Raw genomic sequence first — 20,059 nt, forward strand, 5'->3', positions numbered from 1 at the left:
GCAGCCCACGCACTCAAGTGGTCACTACAGCAACATGCGTGACTACTCTAATGACTTCCTACGACAGTCCCAACTGCCATATGCGACAACATCAGTTGCCTAATCCACGCCCGCGACCCTTCGGGCCCGCCTCCGCGCGTCCCTGATCGCCACCGCCGTACCTCCAAGGCCGGTGACCAGCACCACCGCCGCCACCACCGCGTACGTGGCGAGCCGGGCGTTGCGCTCGTCCGGGGTCTCGCCGACCTGGAACTTGGCGGCGGTCGGAGCCTCGGCCTTCCCCAGGCCCTCCTGAGGGTCGGGGGATTCGATCGGCTCGTCGTCCGCCGTCAACGCCCGCACCGGGTCCACCACCCCCCAGCCGACCAGCCGGTCGTGCCCCGCGAACGTGCGCTCCGCCGTCTGTTCGATCTGGGCGACGACCTGGGCGGCGGTCCAGTCCTTGTGCCTGGCCTTGATCAGGGCCGCGACGCCGGCGACATACGGTGCGGAGAAGCTCGTACCGTTGTCGGAGCAGTGGCCGCCCTTGGGGACCGTGGAGACCATGTCGACGCCGGGAGCGGCGACGCCGATGAAGTCGCCGGACTGGGAGAAGGCGGCGCGTTCGTTGTTGCGGTCGGAGGCGGCGACGGCGAGGACGCCGGGGTAGGAGGCCGGGTAGGTCTTCTTGACGTTGCCGCCGAGGCCGTCGTTGCCCGCGGAGGCCACGACCACGATCTTCTGCGCGAGCGCCGCGTTGACCGCCTGTTCCAGGAGGGCTGTGGGCTTCACCGCGTTCGATGTGTCCTGGGAGATGTTGATGACGTCGGCCCGGACTTCGATCGCGTGGTGGATGGCCGTGGCCAGGGTCTCGGCGGTGCCGTGGCCCTCCGCGTCGTTCTGCTGGATGGGGATGACTCTTGCCTCGGGGGCCAGGCCCACGAATCCGGTGCCCTTCGCCGGGCGGGCCGCGATGATGCCGGCGACCTTGGTGCCGTGGCCGACGGTGTCGGTGGTGCCGTTCTCCTTGCCGCGTTCGACGGGGTCGCCGTTGTCGTCCTTGAGGTTCTTCGGGAGGAGGTTCATGCCGGCGGCCGCGTCCACCGCGGCGGTGAGCTGCGGGTTCTTGACGTCTACGCCGGTGTCGATGACCGCCACCCGTACCCCTTCGCCCTTCGACCGGCGCCACAGTTCGTCGAGTTGGACGCGCTGGAGGGACCAAGGGCGGCCCGGGTACAGGCCGTTGGGGAACGTGCACTGGTCCGAGTAGGGGAGCTTGTCCGCGGCCGTCGCGGGGGGCGCGAGGGCTGTCGCCGTCGCCGTCGTCAGCAGAGCCGCGGCTGCCACCAACGCTGTACGCGCCACACCGGTCGCACGCGTCGCACGTGTCGTACGAAGCACTGTCGGACTCCCCCTCACGAACCCTGCGGCTGGCGTGCCGCGGCCGTCGACAGGCGTGGGCCCGTGGGCAGGAACGCCGACCAGGTCGCGGGGATCGGTGCCGGGTCCACATCCTTGTAGCCGAGGCGGGTCTGGGCCTGCTGGGCCTCCTGCTGGGGCTGCTCACGCTCCTTGGCCGTGGCGCCGATGCCCGCGTCGTCCGTGGCGCTGTCCGCGTTGGACTGGAGGACGTAGCGAAGGCCTGTGTCGGTGACGACGAAGACCGGGCCGGCCTTCGTCTCCTTGCCCTTGAACTGGCGGAACAACTGGCCGGATCCGGGAGTGACGTACCCGCTGGAGGAACCCGTGGCGAGGGTTTTCGGGAAGTCGGTGCCCACCCAGGTGCTCAGGGTCGTGGCGCCCGAGTCGGCGTCCACGTCGCGGAGCACGTTGCAGATCGTGCTGCGGCTGCCGGTCGCGTCCGACGCCTCGTTGACGGGCGCGGGGTCGGCCGTCGGCCAGTTGCGCTCCGTGCCGAAGGTCTTGCCGGGGACGATCGCGCCGGGGCTCATCTCCTTCGCCTGGCCGGCCTGGCCGAGCGGGGCCAGGTCCTCGCTGAACAGCAGGAGTTGGGCGATGAAGGCCGATACGGGTGCGACACGGCCGGGCAGTACGACGTAGTACTGCTCGGTGTTGTTGTCGAACGCCTTGAGCACCATGCCGACCTTGTCGGTCGCCTCGTCCAGCTGACCGGGCGCGCCGGCCGCCGTGCCCGCGGCGCCGGTGATCTCCGGGAAGGCGATCGGGTCACCCTGATGCAGGGTCGCCAGCCACTCGTCGGAGACCGACTGGGGTTTGCGGCCCGATCCGACGACGGCACGCAGGAGCAGTTCGTCACCCTTGTCGATGCCGTACGAGGTCCCGTTCGCGTCCACGATGTAGCGCTTGCCGTCCGGGGCCTGGACGTAGAGGAGTTGGCCGCCCGTCAGGCGTCCCTTGCTCTCGGTCGCGTTCATGTCGCGGGAGGCGAGGACCAGCGCGGCCTTCTGGATGGAGCGGCCGCCCGCGCTGGGACGCTCGCAGACCACCCACCGCTTGTCGCTGCCGGCCTCGGACGCGGACGGCAAACGGTCGGGGGCGTACGGGATGCCGATGGTGACACCGTGCGGGATCTTCCCGCTGTCGAGGACGGACTCGGAGACGGTGACGACCTCGCCCTGGCCCTCGCTGAGGAGCAGCTTGGCCGACGCCATGTTGAGGACCGGGTGCAGCTGGATCTTGCCGTCGGTCTTCAGCACGACGTACCGGGTGGTCGACTTGCTGGCGACGATCACCTTGGCGTTGGGGGTGTCCCAGCCCTTGGGGGCGGCGGGCTTGAACATGCCCCAGGCCCCGAACACGGCCATGACGATCACACCCACGATGACGCCGGGCAGTACCGCGCGCAGCGGCCGGGGTGCCCCCTCCTCGGAGCCGTCCGACGACGACTGCAGGAAGGCCGCGAGCATACGGCGCTTCGCGAAGGTGTAGGCGTTGAGCTGGTCCCGCCGAGATGCCATCTGTGACTGTCTCTCCCCCGTGTGTCCCTGGTCCGCGCTCGCGGGTGACGCAGTTCCGCGGCTCCGTTGTCAGACCGGCCCCCTACTATGCCTGGTATCTGCAGAGACTTGTGGGGCGGGTAGGGTGCCTGGGCCTTCAAAGGCCTTGTGCAGTGCCGAAGTTCCAGTGAGTTGTGAGCAAAAACGGGGGGATGGAGTGATGGCTTCCGGAACGCGTACCCGGTCCCGTGGCCGGACGCGGGCGCAGGGCTCCGCAGCGCCCCGGCCGGGACCGGCTCAGCGGCCGTCGGCGCCGAGCCCGCTTCATTTCAGGACGCGTTCGGGCCAGGGCGGAGCATTCCGGTTGCAACGCCTGGTCCTCGTGGAGGTCGCGTTCGCCGTCCTGCTCGTCGGCTGGGCCATCGGTCCGGTGGCGCTGGTGCCTGCAGCCGCCGTCGCCGTCTGCCTGGTGCTGCTCTCGTTCGTCCGTCGCCGCGGCCGCTCTCTGCCTGAATGGCTGGCCACCGCGCGGGCGTTGCGGGCGCGGCAGCGGCGGGCCGCGAGTACGCAGTTGCCGCCGGGCACCGAGCCGGGGTTCGCACCGGCCGTGGAGTGCGATCCGAGCCTGCGGACCTACACGTACGGGAGCCGGGACCGGCGTCCGGTGGGCATGGTCGGGGACGGCACGTTCGTCACCGCCGTGCTGCTGGTGGAAGCCGGTGCCACCGCACTGCGGGCCGAGCGGAGTCGGCAGCCGCTGCCGCTCGCGCTGGTGCACGACGCCCTCGAAGTGGACGGAATCCGACTGGAGTCGGCGCAGATCGTGCTGCACACGCAGCCCGCGCCCGCGATCCATCTGCCCCAGCAGTCCGTGGCCGTCGCCAACTACGCGCCGCTGCACGAGCAGACCGGTGCGCCGGCGGTACGGATCACGTGGATCGCGCTGAAGCTCGACCCGGAGCTGTGCCCGGAGGCCGTGGCCGCACGTGGCGGTGGTCTCCTCGGGGCACAGAAGTGTGTTCTGCGGGCGGCCGATCACCTCGCGAGCCGACTGACGGGGAGCGGGTTCCGTACGACCGTCCTCGACGAGGAGGAGCTGATCTCCGCCATCGCCACGTCGGCGTGCGCCAATCCGCTGGTGACGGCGGAGGCCGGGCGAACGGAGGTGCGGGAGAGACGGACCGAGGAGTCGGGCCGCAGCTGGCGCTGCGACAACCGCAGGCACACCACGTACTGGGTCCGCCGGTGGCCCGCCCTGGGCGGCGAGAGAGCCCCGTCGTTGCCCCAGTTCCTTGCGCTGGTCACCGCCGTCCCCGCGCTCGCCACCACGTTCAGCCTCACCCTCGCGCGCGGAGAGCGCCAGGAGGTGTCCGTCAGCGGGCACCTGCGGGTGACCGGGCGCAGCGACGACGAACTCGTGGCCGCCCGCCGCGCGTTGCAGACCGCCGCCCGGCACACGGGCGCGGGGCTCGCACGTCTCGACCGGGAACAACTGCCCGGCATGCTCGCCACCTTGCCCCTCGGAGGTGCCCGATGAGGACGATGCCGACGATGACCACGCGAGCCGGACAGGCGCCCGACGGTCACGGCGAACCGCAGTCCGCCACCCGGCAGCGGGCACGTTCACTGCTGCGCACCGGCTTCGGGCTGATCGGTCCGCGGCACGCGCGGCACTCCGTCCCCGTGGAGCAACTGGACGCCCTGGCCCTGCCGATCGGCGACGACGGCGTCGTCATAGGCGTCGACAGCGACGGGCGGCCTGCGGTCCTCGGGGTCAATCGGCCGACGCCCTACGACATCCTCCTCATCGGGGGCCTGTGGACCGCGCAGGTCATGGCCCTCAGAGCGGCGGCCACCGGTGCGCGAGTCGCCGTGGAGACGGGGCGGCCACAGGCCTGGTTGCAGATGGTGCACGCCATGGGCGGGGGACAGAACGGGCTGGCGGTGTACGAGGTCGGTCGGGTGCCTCCGCAGGGGGCTTCGGCCGGTACGCCGGTGCTTGTGGTGCGGGACTGCGGTATGCGACCGCCGCGCGGACGGGTGGTATCCGGGCCGTGGCAGTCGGTGCTGACACTGTTGCCGTACCTCAGTCCCGTCGCCCCGCGGCTGATCCGGCAGGCCCGGCTCGTCGGCGTGCAGCGGATCTCACCGGACGAGGCCGTGGAGCTGGGTCGCGCGATGGCACTTCCTCTGGCCGACGTGGAGGCTCTGCCCACTCTCGCCGACGGCGTCACGCTGTGGTGTGCCGACCGTGACCGGCGGTATGTGATGACGCAGCCGACCGACGCCGAGATCGGATTGTTGGGTACGCCACGGAGGATGGACTGAACCTGCGCACATCTGGGCGGTATTGAGCGGTTAGCGCCGTTTCGTCTCTCCCATTGCGTGGACCCTTGCACCAATTCCTCGCCTTTATATGCCGTTTTGACCGTCGACATGTCGAACGCGCGTGCCGATTTCAGCTGGCGTGTGACGCAATGGACGGACGCGGAGGGGTGGACGGCCCTGCCGGGGTGGGGCTTGTGGTGATTAGGCTGGTACCGGGCGCTACGCCAGACCCGTGGAGCAGGCGTCGGCGTCACCAGGGGGGAGAGCCGATGGATCGGACGACCTCGAACGACTCAGGACGACAAGTAATGGTCGCCCCGGCACGGCATGAGGGTGCTCGACCACACCAGGAGGAATTGTGAGCAGCGATCGGGACGGGATCCGCGGGGGCTGGGCCACACCCGGCGATGACCAGCCCGATGAGGAGACCTCCGTCGAGATGACGGGCGAGTTCACCATCGACTACGCCCCGCCTGCCTGGTACACGCAGAACGCGTCGCAGAGCTCGGGCGGAGGGGAGAGTTCGAGTGGCTCGGCCGCGTCGTCCGGCGGGGTGGATTCGTCCGGTACGGCGGGTGCGGCCGGGGCCGGTTCGCCGAGTTCCGGTGCGCCCGGTGCCGCGCCCTCTCCCGTGGACTGGTCCGCTTCCTCCCTGCCGGGGCTGACGCCTCCCGCGCATTCGCGTCCCCAGGGTGCCTCTGCGGGGCCCGGGGCTCCGTTCACGCCTCCGGCGCCGGGTCCGGGCGTTCCCTTCACGCCGCCCGCGCCAGGTCCCAGTGCTCCTTTCACTCCGCCCGCTGCCGGTCCGGGGGCGCCTTTCACGCCTCCGGCGCCGCCGTCTTCCGGTCCCGGGGCCCCGTTCACACCTCCGGCTCCGGCTACGGCTCCGGCTCCGGCTCCGGGTGCGCCGTTCCAGCCGCCCGCGCCGTCGAGCGAGGGGCCGGGTGCGGTGCCCGGGCTTCCGGCGGGCAGCGGGTTCGAGCCGCAGCCTCCGCAGGCCGCGCAGCCGCAGCAGTCCGAGTCGCCGGCCCCGGATGCCGGGTCGCCGGCGGCTGTGCCGAACATTCCGGGGTTCCAGTCGCAGTGGGGCGCTCCGGCGGCACCCGCGCCGTCCCCGTCGAGCTTCGCCCTGCCCACGCCGGTGACGCCGCCGGTCGCCGCGGACTCCGACCCCGCCCCGGCAGCGCCGCCCGCCGCGCCCCCGACGAGCTTCACCCTCCCCGCGCCCGCGGCTCCGCCTGCCCCTGCGGCGGCGGACGAGGAGCCGGAGTCCGGGAACGGTGACCTGGAGAGCGGCGCCACGATGCGGTTCTCCGCGGCCTCGCTGAAGCGCGAGATCGCGGAGCGCGCCGCGGTGGCCGAAGAGGCCGACGGTGCCGATTCCTCCGTTGCCGACGAGCCCGTTGCCGACGACTCCGCCGAGGATGCCGTCGTGGAGCCGTCGGTGGATGCCGAGGCGGACACCCCGGGTGCCGATGCGGCGGACGAGGCGGACGACGACATCGCGGAAGCGGTCGAACCGGCTGCCGAGGACATCGCGGAGCCGGACGGGACGGCCGCGCAGGACGACACGGACGCCGACGCCGACGTCCTGGCGTTCCCGGGCGCTTCTGAGGAGGCCCCCGCCGAGGACACGGAGCCTGCCGCGGACGACACCTCGCTGTCCCAGGACACCGACGCCGGTGTGGGGGACCCGGAGCCCGCGGTGACCGAGCCCGAGGACGCCGGTCCCGACGAGGAGACCGAGGCGGAGGAGACCGCGCTTCCGGAGGCCGCCGCCGAGCCGACCGCCACCGAGCCGGAGGACGCGGAGCTCTCGGACGCGGCGCCTGCCGAGGCCGAGCCGGAGGACGCCGTACCCGCGACGGCGGAGCCCGCCGACCCCGTACCGGCTGACGCCGAGCCCGAGGACACCGCCCCCGCGGACGCCACGCCCGAGGACAGCGCCCCGCAGGACGCACCCCCCGCCTGGACTCCCCCGCCGGCGCCGCAGGCCGGAATGCCGCCACTGCCGCCGTCGTACCAGCCCGCCGCTCCCGCCCCGGCGGCCCAGTGGCCGGCACAGGCCCAGCCCCAGCAGCAGGCCCCGGCGGCACCCGCCCCGCAGCCGACGGCCGCGCAGCCCCACCCGCCCGTACCGCAGCAGCAGCCGCCCTTCCAGCCGCAGGCCCCGCAGCCCGCGCCCGCCGCCTGGAACCAGCCGCCCGCCCCGGCCGCACCACAGCCCGGCGCCCCGGCGGCCCAGCAGCCGCCCACCACCCCCGCCCCGCAGGACGGTCACGGCTTCCCGCAGCCCGGCGGAGCCCCCGCACCCAACCCGCAGCCCGGCTACGGCTTCCCGCAGCCCGGCGCTGCCCAGCCGACCCCTCCCCAGCCTCAAGGCGGCTACGGCTTCCCCCAGCCCGGAGCCCCCGCACCCGCCCCCCAGCCCGGCGCTGCCCAGCCGACCCCTCCCCAGCCTCAAGGCGGCTACGGCTTCCCCCAGCCCGGAGCCCCCGCACCCGCCCCCCAGCCCGGCGCTGCCCAGCCGACCCCTCCCCAGCCCTCGGCCCCCAACCCCCAGGGCGGCTACGGCTTCCCCCAGCAGGGTCAGCCCCCGGCCGGCACTCCCTCCGTCCCGCACGCCCAACCGGCGCCCGCCCCGGGTCCGCAGGCCGGTTACGGCTTCCCGCAGCCCGGCGGAGCCCCCGCACCCAACCCCCAGCCGCAACCCGGCGCTGGCCAGCCCCCGGCCCCCAACGCCCAAGGCGGCTACGGCTTCCCCCAGCAGGGCCAGCCCCCGGCCCCCACCCCCTCGGACCCGCACGCCCAACCGGCGCCCGCCCCGGGTCCGCAGGCCGGTTACGGCTTCCCGCAACCCGGAGCTCCGGCCCCCGCTCCCAACGCCCAGGCCGGCTACGGCTTCCCCCACCCCGGTGCTCCGAACGCCCCGCAGGCGCCCGCCCCCGGCGGCTACGGCTTCCCGCAGCCGCCCGCGCAGCAGGATGGCCAGCCGCACCCTCAGCCGGGCGTACCGCAGGGACAGGTCCAGCCCGACGGTCAGCCGCAGGGATTCGCCCCGCAGGCACCCCAGGCGCCGCAGCCCCCCATCGACCCCCGCACCGGTACCGCCTGGCCGCAGCCCATGCAGCACGACCAGCGGCAGATGACCAACCCCGGTGCGGCGCCGCTCGGTTACACCGCTGCCGTGGAGCTGTCCTCGGACCGGCTGCTGAACAACAAGAAGCAGAAGGCGAAGAGCGGCCGTCCCGCCGCTCAGTCCTCCCGGTTCAAGATCGGTGGGAAGAAGGAAGAAGCCGAGCGGCAGCGGAAGTTGGAGCTGATCCGTACGCCCGTGCTCTCCTGCTACCGCATCGCGGTCATCAGCCTCAAGGGCGGCGTCGGCAAGACCACGACCACCACCGCCCTCGGCTCGACCCTCGCCACGGAGCGGCAGGACAAGATCCTCGCCATCGACGCCAACCCGGACGCCGGTACCCTCGGCCGCCGGGTGCGGCGGGAGACCGGGGCCACCATCCGTGACCTCGTCCAGGCGATCCCGTACCTCAACTCGTACATGGACATCCGCCGGTTCACCTCCCAGGCGCCGTCCGGGCTCGAGATCATCGCCAACGACGTCGACCCGGCCGTGTCCACGGCCTTCAACGACGAGGACTACCGGCGGGCCCTCGATGTGCTGGGCAAGCAGTACCCGGTGATCCTGACGGACTCCGGTACCGGTCTGCTCTACTCCGCCATGCGCGGTGTGCTCGACCTCGCCGACCAGCTCATCATCATCTCGACGCCGTCCGTCGACGGTGCGAGCAGCGCGAGTACGACGCTGGACTGGCTGTCGGCGCACGGGTACGCGGATCTCGTGTCGAGGTCCCTCACCGTCATCTCGGGGGTGCGCGAGACCGGCAAGATGATCAAGGTGGACGACATCGTCAGCCACTTCGAGACGCGCTGCCGCGGTGTCATCGTGGTGCCCTTCGACGAACACCTCGCGGCCGGTGCCGAGGTCGACCTCGACATGATGCGGCCAAAGGTCCGGGAGTCGTACTTCAACCTCGCGGCGATGGTCGCCGAGGACTTCGTACGCCACCAGCAGATGCACGGCCTGTGGACCAGCGACGGCAACCCGCCCCCGGTGGCGGCCCCGCCGATGCCGGGCCAGCCCATGCCCGGGCAGCCGTACCCGCAGCAGCCTCAGCAGCCGGAGCACCCGTACGCCCCGCAGCCGGGGCAGCCCTATCCGCAGCAGGCTCAGCCGTACCCTCAGCAGGCCCAGCCATACCCTCAGCAGGCCCAGCAGCCCGGCCAGCCCTACCCGCAGCCGGGACAGCCCGGGCAGCCGTACCCGCCCGCGCCCCCGCAGCAGTAGCCCGCACAAGCGAAGGGCGGCCGGTGCTCACCAGCACCGGCCGCCCTTCGGCGTCGTAGGAACGGGACGAACGACTACTCGGCCGCCGAAATCAGCTCCCGGCACTTCTTGACGTCCTCGGCCATCTGCTCCAGCAGGGCCTCCAGGGAGTCGAACTTCGCCTGGCCGCGCACATACGCGAGGAAGTCGACGGCGACGTGCAGGCCGTAGAGGTCGAGGCCGACGCGGTCGATGGCGTACGCCTCGACCGTGCGCTCGGTGCCGTCGAACTGCGGGTTGGTGCCGACGGAGATCGCGGCCGGCATCGCCTCGCCCTGGGCGTGCAGCCAGCCGGCGTAGACGCCGTCGGCGGGGATGGCGGTGTGCGGAAGTGTCTCGACGTTGGCCGTGGGGAAGCCCAGCTCGCGGCCGCGCTGCGCGCCCCGGACGACCACGCCCTCGACCCGGTGCGGGCGGCCCAGGATCTCGTGGGCGCCCTCGACATCGCCGGCGGCGACCAGTCGGCGGGTGAGGGTGGAGGAGAACGGCTCCCCGCCGCCCGCCTCACCGCACACGAACAGGTCGACGACCTCGACCTCGAAGTCGTACGTCTTGCCCTGCTCGGCGAGGAACTCCACGTTCCCCGCGGCCTTGTGGCCGAAGCGGAAGTTGGGGCCCTCGACGACCGCCTTGGCGTGCAGCTTGTCGACCAGGACCTTGACGACGAACTCGGCCGGCGAGAGCTTCGAGAACTCCGTCGTGAAGGGCAGGATGAGGATCGCGTCCACGCCCAGCTCCGCCATCAGCTCGGCGCGGCGGTGGTGCGGGGCCAGCAGGGGCGGGTGGCTGCCGGGGCGGACGACCTCGCTGGGGTGCGGGTCGAAGGTGACGACGACGGCGGGAACGCCCAGCTCACGGGCGCGTTCCACGGCATGCCGGATGATCAGCTGGTGTCCGCGGTGGACTCCGTCGTAGGAGCCGATGGTGACGACGCTGCGTCCCCAGTCCTCCGGGATGTCCTCCAAGCCACGCCAGCGCTGCACTGTGACCGCTCCTCGTCGAACCTGTGTCCGTATGTACGGCTTATCTCTTACGCAGGACTAAGGGTGCCATGCCGCGTCGCTCCGGCCCGCATCGGCATGGGCGCTGTGACTCGACGCACGTAGGACGGGCGGGTCAGGCGGGGACGCGGACGCCTGCCAGGTTCTCGATCATCCGGCGGGTACTGGGGCCGACCACGGCCGCCCAGTGCTGCGGAGCGCCGGCCAGCCAGCCCGCCACCTGCGCCGCGAAACCCGGCACCTGACGGCCGAGATCGACCAGGCCACGGTCGAAACGGGCCGCACCCTCCGGGGTGCGGACGAGGAGAAGGCCGGTGCGGTGGACGAGTTCGCGCAGTCCGTCGTCGGGGTGGCGGGCGGCGGCGCGCAGGAGGGCGTCCAGGACGGCGGGCGCGTGCTCGTGGCTCAGCAGGAATTCGAGCAGTTCTCGACGGAGGGGGCGGGAGGCGGGGGTGCCGGGGGTGGCCAGTACGGCGGCGAGGGCGGCCCGCGCCTCCTCCGAGCCGCCGTCCAGCAGGCCGGTGACCAGCGGGAGGAGTACCGCCCGCGCCCCCGGCCCCTGGTCCAGGCGCCGGTCGACGTACGCGGCCATGTCCGCCGCGGTCTCCGGACGCTGCTCCACCGCCTCCCGCACGAGCCCGGCGATCCGGCGGGCCTGCGTGGGCGTGGTGACGTCGGCGAGGGTACGCAGGACCGCTCCGGCGCCGGGGCGGCGCAGCCGGGCGCGGAAGGCGTCGAGGACCGGCTCCGGGTGCGTGGCCAGGGCGGCGACCAGCGCACTCGGCGGGAACTGCGGGTCGCCGGCCATGAAGTGGCCGAGGGCTTGCGGGAGATGACGGGCACGCGTGCGGGGATCGCGGACGAGGAGGGCGAGCGCACCGCCGTGCAGGGTGCAGTCGGCGGGGCGGGCGAGCAGGGTGAGGGCGGCGTAGCGCAGCAGCTCGCGGTCGGCCTCCGTTCTCACGTGCGGGGCGGCGCACAGGCCGTACGCCACCGCCGCGACCCGCCGGTCGGGGCGTTCGTCGTGCGCCCATCGGTCCACGGCCCGGCACACCGCCGACGGTTCGTCCTCCGCGAGCACGGTGAGCAGTTCGTCGGCCCGCCGGTGCGCGCAGTCGACGAGCACCTCGGTGAGGTCGTCGAGGGCCAGCCGCCGGTGGGTGTGCAGCAGCGCCTGCGCGGCCTTCGCGACGGTCGCGTGCGGGGTGGCGGGCAGCGGGCGCTCGTCGTCGAACCAGCACGTCAGATGCGGTGATACGGCGGTGGGGTCGGCGGCGAGCAGCCCGGAGGCCGCGTCCAGGAAGCGGGGGGCCGTGTCGTGCGCGGGGCCGTCGGCGAGGACGAGACGGCGGAGCAGGTCGAAGAGGGTGATCGGGGGCAGAGCCAGGGCGAGCCAGAAGTCGGGGGCGAACTCGGCGGCCCGGACGGGGCGTTGGTCGAGCTCCTGCTCGCGTCCTTGGCGTCGCCAGTCCACCACGCGGTCCGCGAGCAGGCGCAGTACGCCCGTGTACGGCGTCGCGTCGGGTACGCGGAGCAGGGACTCGGCGAGGAGTCGGGCGGCCCACCAGGAGTCGGGGTCGGCGTCCAGAGCCTGGATCAACTCCTCCAGGCGGAGGGCGAGTCGGGGGGTGCCGTGCTGGCGGGACTGGAGGAGCAGGGCCTGGACGACCGGGCCGATGCGGTGGTGCGGCACCGGGAGGGGATGCGGGCTGCGGCGGTGGACCAGGGCGCGCAGGGCCTCGTCCAGGTCGAGGTGCATGCCCTGGATCCAGTCGGCGAGTTCCTCGTGGGCGAAGCGGTAGCCGTTGCCTGCGGGGACAAGGAGGCCCTCGGTGAGGACGGCGGACGCCCAGCCGGTGCCGCCGCCGAGCCGGGCGGAGGCCTGGCCCCAGGGGAACACCGTCTCGAACGACTCGCGGTCCAGTTCGCCCTGGCCCGGGCCGAGGCTGCGGCGGGCGGCCTCGTGCACCTGGCCGGAGACCTTTGCGGCGAGGCGGCGTACGGCGGTGCCGCGCAGGCCGTTCTCGGCGGCGAGGCGGACGGCGATGCGGAGGCACATCAGGTCGAGGTGGGCGGCGAAGACGTCGTGGCGGTCCGCGCGGGTGGCGGGGGTGCCGGGGGTGCCGGTGTCGGGGAGGGCGGCTCGGACCTCGGAGAGGAGGCGCAGGGTGAGGGGGTGGCGGGCGTCGGTGTCCGTGAGGGCGTCCTCGGGGATGCCGTAGCGGGCCCGGGCTTGGCGGGCTTCGTCCTCGTGCAGGTCGGCAAGGTGGACGCAGGGCGGTTTCTCGCCCCCTGCGCCCCTCCCCTTCCCATCCCTGGGGGCTGCGCCCCCAGGCCCCCCTTCGGCGTGAACGGCCTCGTCCTCAAACTCCCCCAGAGGGGGTACCCCCAGACGGGCTGAGGGTGACTGAGCCTGCGGGCTGTGCAGCATTCCTCCCGGGAACCCCTCCCCCGCCCGCTCCCAGTACTCTTCCCGGCACGCCACCACCAGTCGTGCCTTCGTCTGACGCAGCCATGTCGCCGTGCCGTCGGTCCATTCCGTGAGGCGGTGGGCCAGGACGGGTGGCATCTCCTCGGGGCCGTCGAGGAGGAGGAGCAGGGGGCGGCCGTCGGTGTGGGCGAGCCGGGCCAGCCGCTCAGGGGTGACATCGCCCAGGTCGGCGACGTGTACCGAGCGCGACGCGGCGACGATCCGTGCCGCCCGGGTCAGCGCCCTGCGTGCCGCGTCCGCGACCGAGGTGTCGTCGTCCCTCAGATCGGCGCCGCGCAGCCACAGGGCCGGGCCGGGTCGGGCACCCCGGTTGCGGCGGGTTGCGAGGGACGCGAGTTCTGTCGTACGGCCGCTGCCGGGTGGTCCGACGAGGGCGAGGACGGCGGCCGGGCCGTCGGTGAAGGCCGCGAACTCCGCTGCCGTGGCCGCCCGTTGGACCGGTGTCACCGTTCCTGGGGTGCCGGTGCTCGCCCGGCCGACGTAGCCCGCGAGCGCGCCCGGCGGGCCGTCCTGGCCCACCGACGTCGCCGTCAGTTCCCGTACGCCCGCGAGGTTGAGGTCCACGCCGTACGCGGGGACGGTCGCCGCGTTCTCGGCGAGGAGTTCGGCGAGCGGGCCGGGCGGTGCCGGGAGCAGGGGGACGGCGAACCCAGCGTCACGGCCGCCGCCCTGCAGCGCGGTGCCGAGGACGCCGATCACCGCGCCGGTCGCGGCGTCGAGCACCGGTCCGCCGGCCGCCCCGCCGCCCAGCCGCAGCGCGTCCCGCCCGGCCGTGCCGATCGCCAACTCCAGTGCGCCGTCCAGGAGATGGAAGCGATCCGTCGCGGTGTACGTCACGGCAGTCGCGCCGAGCACCCTCGCCTCACGCCAGCACCCGGCGGCGATCCGCACATAGGCACCGGTCTCGATCCGGTCCCGCACGGTGACGGGGAGCGGTTCGACGCCGAGCCCCTCGGTCCGTACGAGCGCCAGGTTCAGCTCGGGCAGGGCGGTCACCGCGTCGGCGGTCACCACGCAGTGGCGGTCCTCGGTGGCGTAGAGCAGCAGCCTCGGCAGTCCGTCGACGGCCTCGTGGCTGGTGATCACGGTGCCGTGGTGGTCGGCCACGAAGCCGGTGCCCCGGGGGCGGCCGGCCAGATCGTGGATCCGGACAAGGGATTCGTCGCGTGCGTGTCCCGGCCCGGAAGCCGTGCCCAAGGACGCGTGGTGCTCGCTGTCACCCGCGCGTCGGCGGTCGCCCGCAGTCCGCGGGCCCCGTCCCGCCATGGTCGAACCTCCCCGCCGTGCCCTGCCCTGTCTTCGACGGTAGGCACCAGGTGATCGGCGGGACAGATCGCGCGGTGAACGCGCCCCCGTCCGCTCCCCCGCTTCACTCCGAGCGCCTGCCCGCACGGGTGAATGGGAGGGAGTCGATGGATACACCCTAGGGGTGGGGGAACCGAGGGGGGACCGTGGAGCGGCGGACAACTCCGTGCCCGCCGCTCCACGGACGGAGCGTCCTAGGACCTGCCCTAGCCGAAGACGGCGAGGCTCTTCGCCTTGCCCTTCTGTTCCTCCACGAGGGCCAGCAGTCGGCCCTCGGGGGCGAAGACGGCGATGGTGCCGCGGCCCGTGTACTCGTCGGGCATCTCCAGGCGTACGCCGTTGGCGAGCAGCCGGGCCCGCCTCTCGTCCACGTCCCAGCGCGGGAACGCGGCCGCGGCCGCCTCGGCGATCGGCATCACCGTCAGCTCCTGCTGGTGCTGCTCCAGCGTCTTGGCCGCGTCCAGCTTGTACGGGCCGACCCGCGTGCGCCGCAGAGCGGTGAGATGGCCGCCCACGCCCAGGTCCGCGCCCAGGTCCCGGGCCAGCGCCCGGATGTACGTACCGGACGAGCAGACCACCGAGACGACCAGATCCATCACGGGCGTGCCGTCCTCGGCGACGGCGTCCCGGACGTCGTACACCGCGAAGGACGAGATCTTGACGGGCCGGGCGGGGATCTCGAACTCCTCGCCCTCACGCGCCCGCTTGTAGGAGCGCACACCGTCGATCTTGATGGCGCTGACCTTGGACGGCACCTGCATGATGTCGCCGCTCAGCTTGGCGATCCCCGCGTCGATGGCGTCCCGGGTGACCTTCGAGGCGTCTGCCGCTCCCGTGATCTCGCCCTCGGCGTCATCGGTCAGGGTCGTCTGGCCCAGGCGGATCGTGCCCAGGTACTCCTTCTCGGTGAGCGCGAGGTGTCCGAGGAGCTTGGTCGCCTTCTCGACGCCGAGGACGAGCACACCGGTCGCCATCGGGTCGAGGGTGCCGGCGTGTCCGACGCGGCGGGTCCTCGCGATCCCGCGCATCTTGGCGACGACGTCGTGCGAAGTGAAGCCCGACGGCTTGTCGACGATGACAAGCCCGTCGGGCGTCTGGTTCTTCTGTGTCATTCGGCGGTGTCGTCCTCGTCTTCACCCGGCTTCTTGTACGGGTCCGCCTCACCGGCGTAGGCGGCTCCGGCCGAGACCTCGCGCACCTTCTCGTCGGACTGGCGCGCCTTGTCGAGGAGGTCGTCGATGGTCTTGGCGGTGTCGGGCAGCGCGTCCGCCACGAAGGTCAGCGTCGGCGTGAACTTCACACCGGCCGCCGCACCCACCGCGGAACGCAGCACGCCCTTGGCGCTCTCCAGACCGGCGGCCGCGGCCGCGCGCTCCTCGTCGTCCCCGTACACCGTGTAGAAGACGGTCGCCTCCCGGAGGTCACCCGTGACCCGGGTGTCCGTGATGGTGACGTGTGAGCCGAGCCGCGGGTCCTTGATCCCGCGCAGCAGCTTCTGGGCCACCACCTCTCGGATGAGGTCCGCCAGCCTCTTCGCCCGCGCGTTGTCGGCCACTGGTCCGTCTCCTTAAGTGTCTTGCTTCTTGCTGAGTCTTCGTCGCTTCAGTCTTCGTCGCCGTGGAGTCTGCGTCGAACCGAGAGCAGTTCCACCTCGGGCCGCCCGGCGACCAGCCGCTCACAGCGGTCCAGTACGTCGGTGAGGTGTGCGGTGTCCCCGGAGACCATCGCCAGCCCGATCTCGGCCCTGCGATGGAGATCCTGATGGCCCGTCTCCGCCGCGCTCACCGCGTACTTGCGCTGGAGCTCGGCCACGATCGGACGGACGAGAGAGCGTTTCTCCTTGAGCGAGTGAACGTCGCCGAGGAGCAGGTCGAAGGACAGAGTCCCCACATACATGTGTGTGTCCGGATGTCCCGCCGGTTCGGGGTATGGGCGCCGCGTCGACGCCGATACAGGAACCGTACACGCAACGGCCGGGGCCGATCGACGGATATTACGTCCGCCGATCGGCCCCGATCGCGTGCTACGACAATCAGCCGCGCGGCTTCTCGCGCATCTCGTACGTCGCGATGACGTCGTCGACCTTGATGTCGTTGAAGTTGCCGAGGTTGATACCGCCCTCGAACCCTTCGCGGATCTCGGTGACGTCGTCCTTGAAGCGACGCAGACCGGAGATGTTGAGGTTCTCCGCGATGACCTTGCCGTCGCGGACGAGTCGAGCCTTCGTGTTGCGCTTGACCTCGCCCGAGCGGACCAGGACACCGGCGATGTTGCCCAGCTTGGACGACTTGAAGACCTCGCGGATCTCCGCCGTGCCGAGCTCGACCTCCTCGTACTCCGGCTTGAGCATGCCCTTGAGGGCCGCCTCGATCTCCTCGATGGCCTGGTAGATCACCGAGTAGTACCGGACGTCGACGCCCTCGCGCTCCGCCATCTGCGCCGCGCGGCCCGCAGCGCGGACGTTGAAGCCGATGACGATGGCGTCGGAGCCGGTCGCCAGGTTGATGTCGGACTCGGTGACCGCACCCACACCGCGGTGCAGGACACGGATGTCGACCTCGTCGCCGACGTCGAGCTGGAGCAGCGAGGACTCGAGAGCCTCCACCGAACCGGACGCGTCGCCCTTGATGATGAGGTTGAGTTCCTGCACCAGACCGGCCTTGAGGGCCTCGTCCAGGTTCTCCAGGGAGAACCGGACTCCACGCCGGGCGAAGTTGGCGTTGCGCTCGCGCGCCGCCCGCTTCTCGGCGATCTGACGTGCCGTGCGGTCCTCGTCGACGACCAGGAAGTTGTCGCCGGCGCCGGGGACGTTGGTGAGACCCAGGACCAGGACGGGGGTCGACGGACCCGCTTCCTCGACGTTGTTGCCGTTGTCGTCGAGCATCGCCCGGACACGGCCGTACGCGTCGCCGACCACCATCGTGTCGCCGATGCGCAGCGTGCCGCGCTGGACCAGGACCGTCGAGACGGCACCGCGGCCGCGGTCGAGGTGGGACTCGATCGCAATACCCTGCGCGTCCTGCTCCGGGTTGGCCCGCAGGTCGAGCGAGGCGTCCGCGGTGAGGACCACGGCCTCCAGCAGGCTCTCGATGTTGAGGCCCTGCTTGGCGGAGATGTCGACGAACATCGTGTCGCCGCCGTACTCCTCGGCCACCAGACCGAACTCGGTGAGCTGACCGCGCACCTTGGTCGGGTCCGCGCCCTCGACGTCGATCTTGTTCACCGCGACCACGATCGGCACCTCGGCCGCCTTGGCGTGGTTCAGCGCCTCGATCGTCTGGGGCATCACACCGTCGTTGGCCGCCACCACGAGGATCGCGATGTCGGTCGACTTGGCACCACGGGCACGCATGGCGGTGAACGCCTCGTGACCCGGGGTGTCGATGAAGGTGATCCTGCGCTCTTCGCCGTTGACCTCGGTCGCGACCTGGTACGCACCGATGTGCTGCGTGATACCGCCGGCCTCGCCCGCGACGACGTTCGTCTTGCGGATGGTGTCGAGAAGGCGGGTCTTACCGTGGTCGACGTGACCCATGACGGTGACGACGGGCGGACGGACCACCAGGTCTTCCTCGTCGCCCTCGTCCTCGCCGAACTCGATGTCGAAGGACTCGAGAAGCTCGCGGTCCTCCTCCTCCGGGCTGACGATCTCGAGGATGAAGTTCATCTCGTCCGCGAGGAGCTTCAGCGTCTCGTCGGAGACGGACTGCGTGGCAGTGACCATCTCGCCGAGGTTCATCATCACGCCGACGAGCGATGCCGGGTTGGCACCGATCTTCTCGGCGAAGTCGGTGAGCGACGCACCGCGCGACAGACGGACGGCCTGTCCGTTGCCGCGAGGCAGCATCACGCCGCCGACCGACGGGGCCTGCATGGCCTCGTACTCCTGGCGCCTCTGCCGCTTCGACTTGCGACCACGACGCGCGGGACCGCCGGGACGACCGAAGGCGCCCTGCGTGCCACCACGGCCACCGGGACCACCCGGGCGACCGCCGAAGCCGGGACGGCCACCGCCGCCGGGACCACCGGGACCACCCGGACGACCGGCGAAACCGCCACCGCCGCCACCGGGACCACCCGGACGACCGGCGAAGCCGCCGCCACCGCCACCGGGACCGGCGGGACGACCGGCGAAGCCGCCGCCACCCGGACGACCGCCGCCGGCACCGCCGGGACGACCGCCGCCGCCACCGGGACCGCGGCCGCCGGGGCCACCGCCACCGGGACGCGGGCCGGCAGCCGGACGCTGCGGCATCATGCCCGGGTTCGGACGCGGGCCGCCGCCGGGACGCGGAGCGCCGCCCTGCGGACGGGGCATGCCGCCCGGGGAGGGACGAGCGCCGCCCGGAGCGGCCGGACGGGCACCGCCCGCCGCGCCCTGGGGACGGGGGCCACGGTCCTGGCCCTGCGGACGCGGGGCGCCGCCGGGACGGTCACCGGGGCCACCCTGGCCACCGGGACGCGGGGCGCCGCCCGGACGGGGCGCCTGCGGGCGCGCCATGCCGGTGGAGCCACCAGAGGTGAAGGGGTTGTTGCCCGGACGGGGACCGGCCGGACGGGCACCGGGACGCGAGGCCTGGCCACCCGGACGCGGGGCGCCCGGACGGTCGCCGCGATCGCCGCGGTCGCGACCCTGGCCGCCCTGACCGGGGCCACCGGCGGGACGGGGAGCACCCGGACGCGGAGCCTGCTGGCCGGCCGGACGCGGGGCGCCCGGACGCGGGGCGGAGCCCTGGGAGGCCGGCGGCGCGGCGGGGGCCGCCGGGGGTGCCGTGAACTCGGGCGTGGTCGGAGCCGGTGACGCCGGCGCGGGGCGCGGCGCGGGCTTCGGGCCCGGAGTGGGACGGGGGCCGGGAGCGGCCGACGCGGCGGGAGCCGCGGGCGTCTCGGCAACGGCCGGCTTGGGGGCCGGCGGGCGCGGGGCGGCCGGACGGGCAGCCTGCGCCGGAGAGGGGGCACCCGGCTTGGCCGGTGCGGCCTTGCGGGCGGGGGCGGGCTTGCCGCCTCCGTTGCCCTGCTGAAGGGCGTCCGTCAATTTACGGACGACGGGCGCTTCGATGGTCGAAGACGCCGAACGGACAAATTCACCGAGTTCTTGGAGCTTGGCCATGACGACCTTGCTCTCCACCCCGAACTCCTTGGCGAGTTCGTATACCCGGACCTTAGCCACTTCGCTCCTTTTAGGTCCGGGTTGCGTCCGGACCGTCGCTACTTCATGGGCGTACTCATCGCGTGCTCATCGAGTGCTCATCGCAATCTCGACCTACTTCCAACTCGCGGGGTACCAGGGCCGCACGGGGGTTCCGTGCGACGCTCCTTGCGGTGTTGCCTGCTCAGCAACTGTCTGTCTGCTCGACGTACTGGCGCAACGCCTTTACGTCGAGCGCTCCCGGGGCGCGAAGCGCCCGCGTGAACGCCCGGCGGCGTACCGCCTGGTCGAGACAGACCAGGGCGGGGTGCACGTAGGCGCCCCGGCCGGGCAGCGTACCGCGAGGATCGGGGACGCATGCGTCCTTGATCGCCACGGTACGCAGCAGATCGGTCTTGGCCGCTCGCTGCCTGCACCCCACACAGGTGCGTTCAGGGCATGCACGGGCGTGCGTCCGGCCAGACACTGCTAAGTCTACCTCCCCGT

Annotated in this window: 12 protein-coding genes; 3 read left to right on the forward strand and 9 right to left on the reverse strand. The window is 72.5% G+C overall.

What is annotated here, in order from left to right; all coding sequences use genetic code 11:
- Nucleotides 1–99: 99 nt before the first annotated feature.
- Nucleotides 100–1,326, reverse strand: a complete 1,227-nt coding sequence (gene mycP / locus QF037_RS14180) for a type VII secretion-associated serine protease mycosin (RefSeq protein ID WP_307025199.1) — start codon at nucleotides 1,324–1,326, stop codon at nucleotides 100–102.
- A 68-nt stretch (nucleotides 1,327–1,394) separates the two neighbouring features.
- Nucleotides 1,395–2,918, reverse strand: a complete 1,524-nt coding sequence (gene eccB, locus QF037_RS14185) for a type VII secretion protein EccB (RefSeq protein ID WP_307025200.1) — start codon at nucleotides 2,916–2,918, stop codon at nucleotides 1,395–1,397.
- A gap of 199 nt (nucleotides 2,919–3,117) precedes the next feature.
- Between eccB and eccE the strand changes: the two genes are divergently transcribed.
- The 3 genes from eccE to QF037_RS14200 all read left to right on the forward strand — a co-directional run bounded on the left by eccE (nucleotide 3,118) and on the right by QF037_RS14200 (nucleotide 9,588).
- Nucleotides 3,118–4,434, forward strand: coding sequence for a type VII secretion protein EccE (gene eccE, locus QF037_RS14190; protein ID WP_307025202.1), 1,317 nt, complete (start codon nucleotides 3,118–3,120; stop codon nucleotides 4,432–4,434).
- Between the two features lie 5 nt (nucleotides 4,435–4,439).
- A complete protein-coding gene (locus QF037_RS14195) occupies nucleotides 4,440–5,225 on the forward strand; it encodes a hypothetical protein (protein ID WP_373463956.1) in 786 nt (261 codons plus the stop codon).
- Nucleotides 5,226–5,583: 358 nt separating this feature from the next.
- Nucleotides 5,584–9,588 (forward strand): SCO5717 family growth-regulating ATPase, encoded by a 4,005-nt coding sequence (locus tag QF037_RS14200; protein ID WP_307025206.1) that lies wholly within the window; start codon nucleotides 5,584–5,586, stop codon nucleotides 9,586–9,588.
- A 74-nt stretch (nucleotides 9,589–9,662) separates the two neighbouring features.
- Here QF037_RS14200 and QF037_RS14205 read toward each other — a convergent pair whose 3' ends face one another.
- The 7 genes from QF037_RS14205 to QF037_RS14235 all read right to left on the reverse strand — a co-directional run bounded on the left by QF037_RS14205 (nucleotide 9,663) and on the right by QF037_RS14235 (nucleotide 20,039).
- Nucleotides 9,663–10,610 (reverse strand): bifunctional riboflavin kinase/FAD synthetase, encoded by a 948-nt coding sequence (locus QF037_RS14205; RefSeq protein WP_307025208.1) that lies wholly within the window; start codon nucleotides 10,608–10,610, stop codon nucleotides 9,663–9,665.
- Between the two features lie 133 nt (nucleotides 10,611–10,743).
- Complete coding sequence (locus QF037_RS14210) at nucleotides 10,744–14,385, reverse strand: trypsin-like peptidase domain-containing protein (RefSeq protein WP_307025210.1); 3,642 nt, start codon at nucleotides 14,383–14,385, stop codon at nucleotides 10,744–10,746.
- A gap of 245 nt (nucleotides 14,386–14,630) precedes the next feature.
- Nucleotides 14,631–15,536 carry a tRNA pseudouridine(55) synthase TruB gene (gene truB / locus QF037_RS14215; protein WP_307025213.1) on the reverse strand — a complete coding sequence of 302 codons (906 nt, stop codon included), beginning with the start codon at nucleotides 15,534–15,536 and terminating at the stop codon, nucleotides 14,631–14,633.
- Nucleotides 15,533–15,979, reverse strand: coding sequence for a 30S ribosome-binding factor RbfA (gene rbfA, locus QF037_RS14220; RefSeq protein WP_307025214.1), 447 nt, complete (start codon nucleotides 15,977–15,979; stop codon nucleotides 15,533–15,535). Before rbfA ends, truB begins: the two co-directional genes overlap by 4 nt.
- Nucleotides 15,980–16,026: 47 nt before the next feature.
- On the reverse strand, nucleotides 16,027–16,320 hold the full coding sequence (locus tag QF037_RS14225) for a DUF503 domain-containing protein (protein WP_307025216.1): 294 nt from the start codon (nucleotides 16,318–16,320) through the stop codon (nucleotides 16,027–16,029).
- A 136-nt stretch (nucleotides 16,321–16,456) separates the two neighbouring features.
- The gene (infB, locus tag QF037_RS14230) at nucleotides 16,457–19,594 is read right to left on the reverse strand and encodes a translation initiation factor IF-2 (protein WP_307025218.1); all 3,138 of its coding nucleotides are present in this window, start codon (nucleotides 19,592–19,594) and stop codon (nucleotides 16,457–16,459) included.
- Nucleotides 19,595–19,757: 163 nt separating this feature from the next.
- Complete coding sequence (locus QF037_RS14235; protein ID WP_095046730.1) at nucleotides 19,758–20,039, reverse strand: YlxR family protein; 282 nt, start codon at nucleotides 20,037–20,039, stop codon at nucleotides 19,758–19,760.
- Between the last annotated feature and the right edge of the window lie 20 nt (nucleotides 20,040–20,059).

The sequence above is a fragment of the Streptomyces canus genome (assembly GCF_030815415.1).
GTDB lineage: Bacteria > Actinomycetota > Actinomycetes > Streptomycetales > Streptomycetaceae > Streptomyces > Streptomyces canus_F.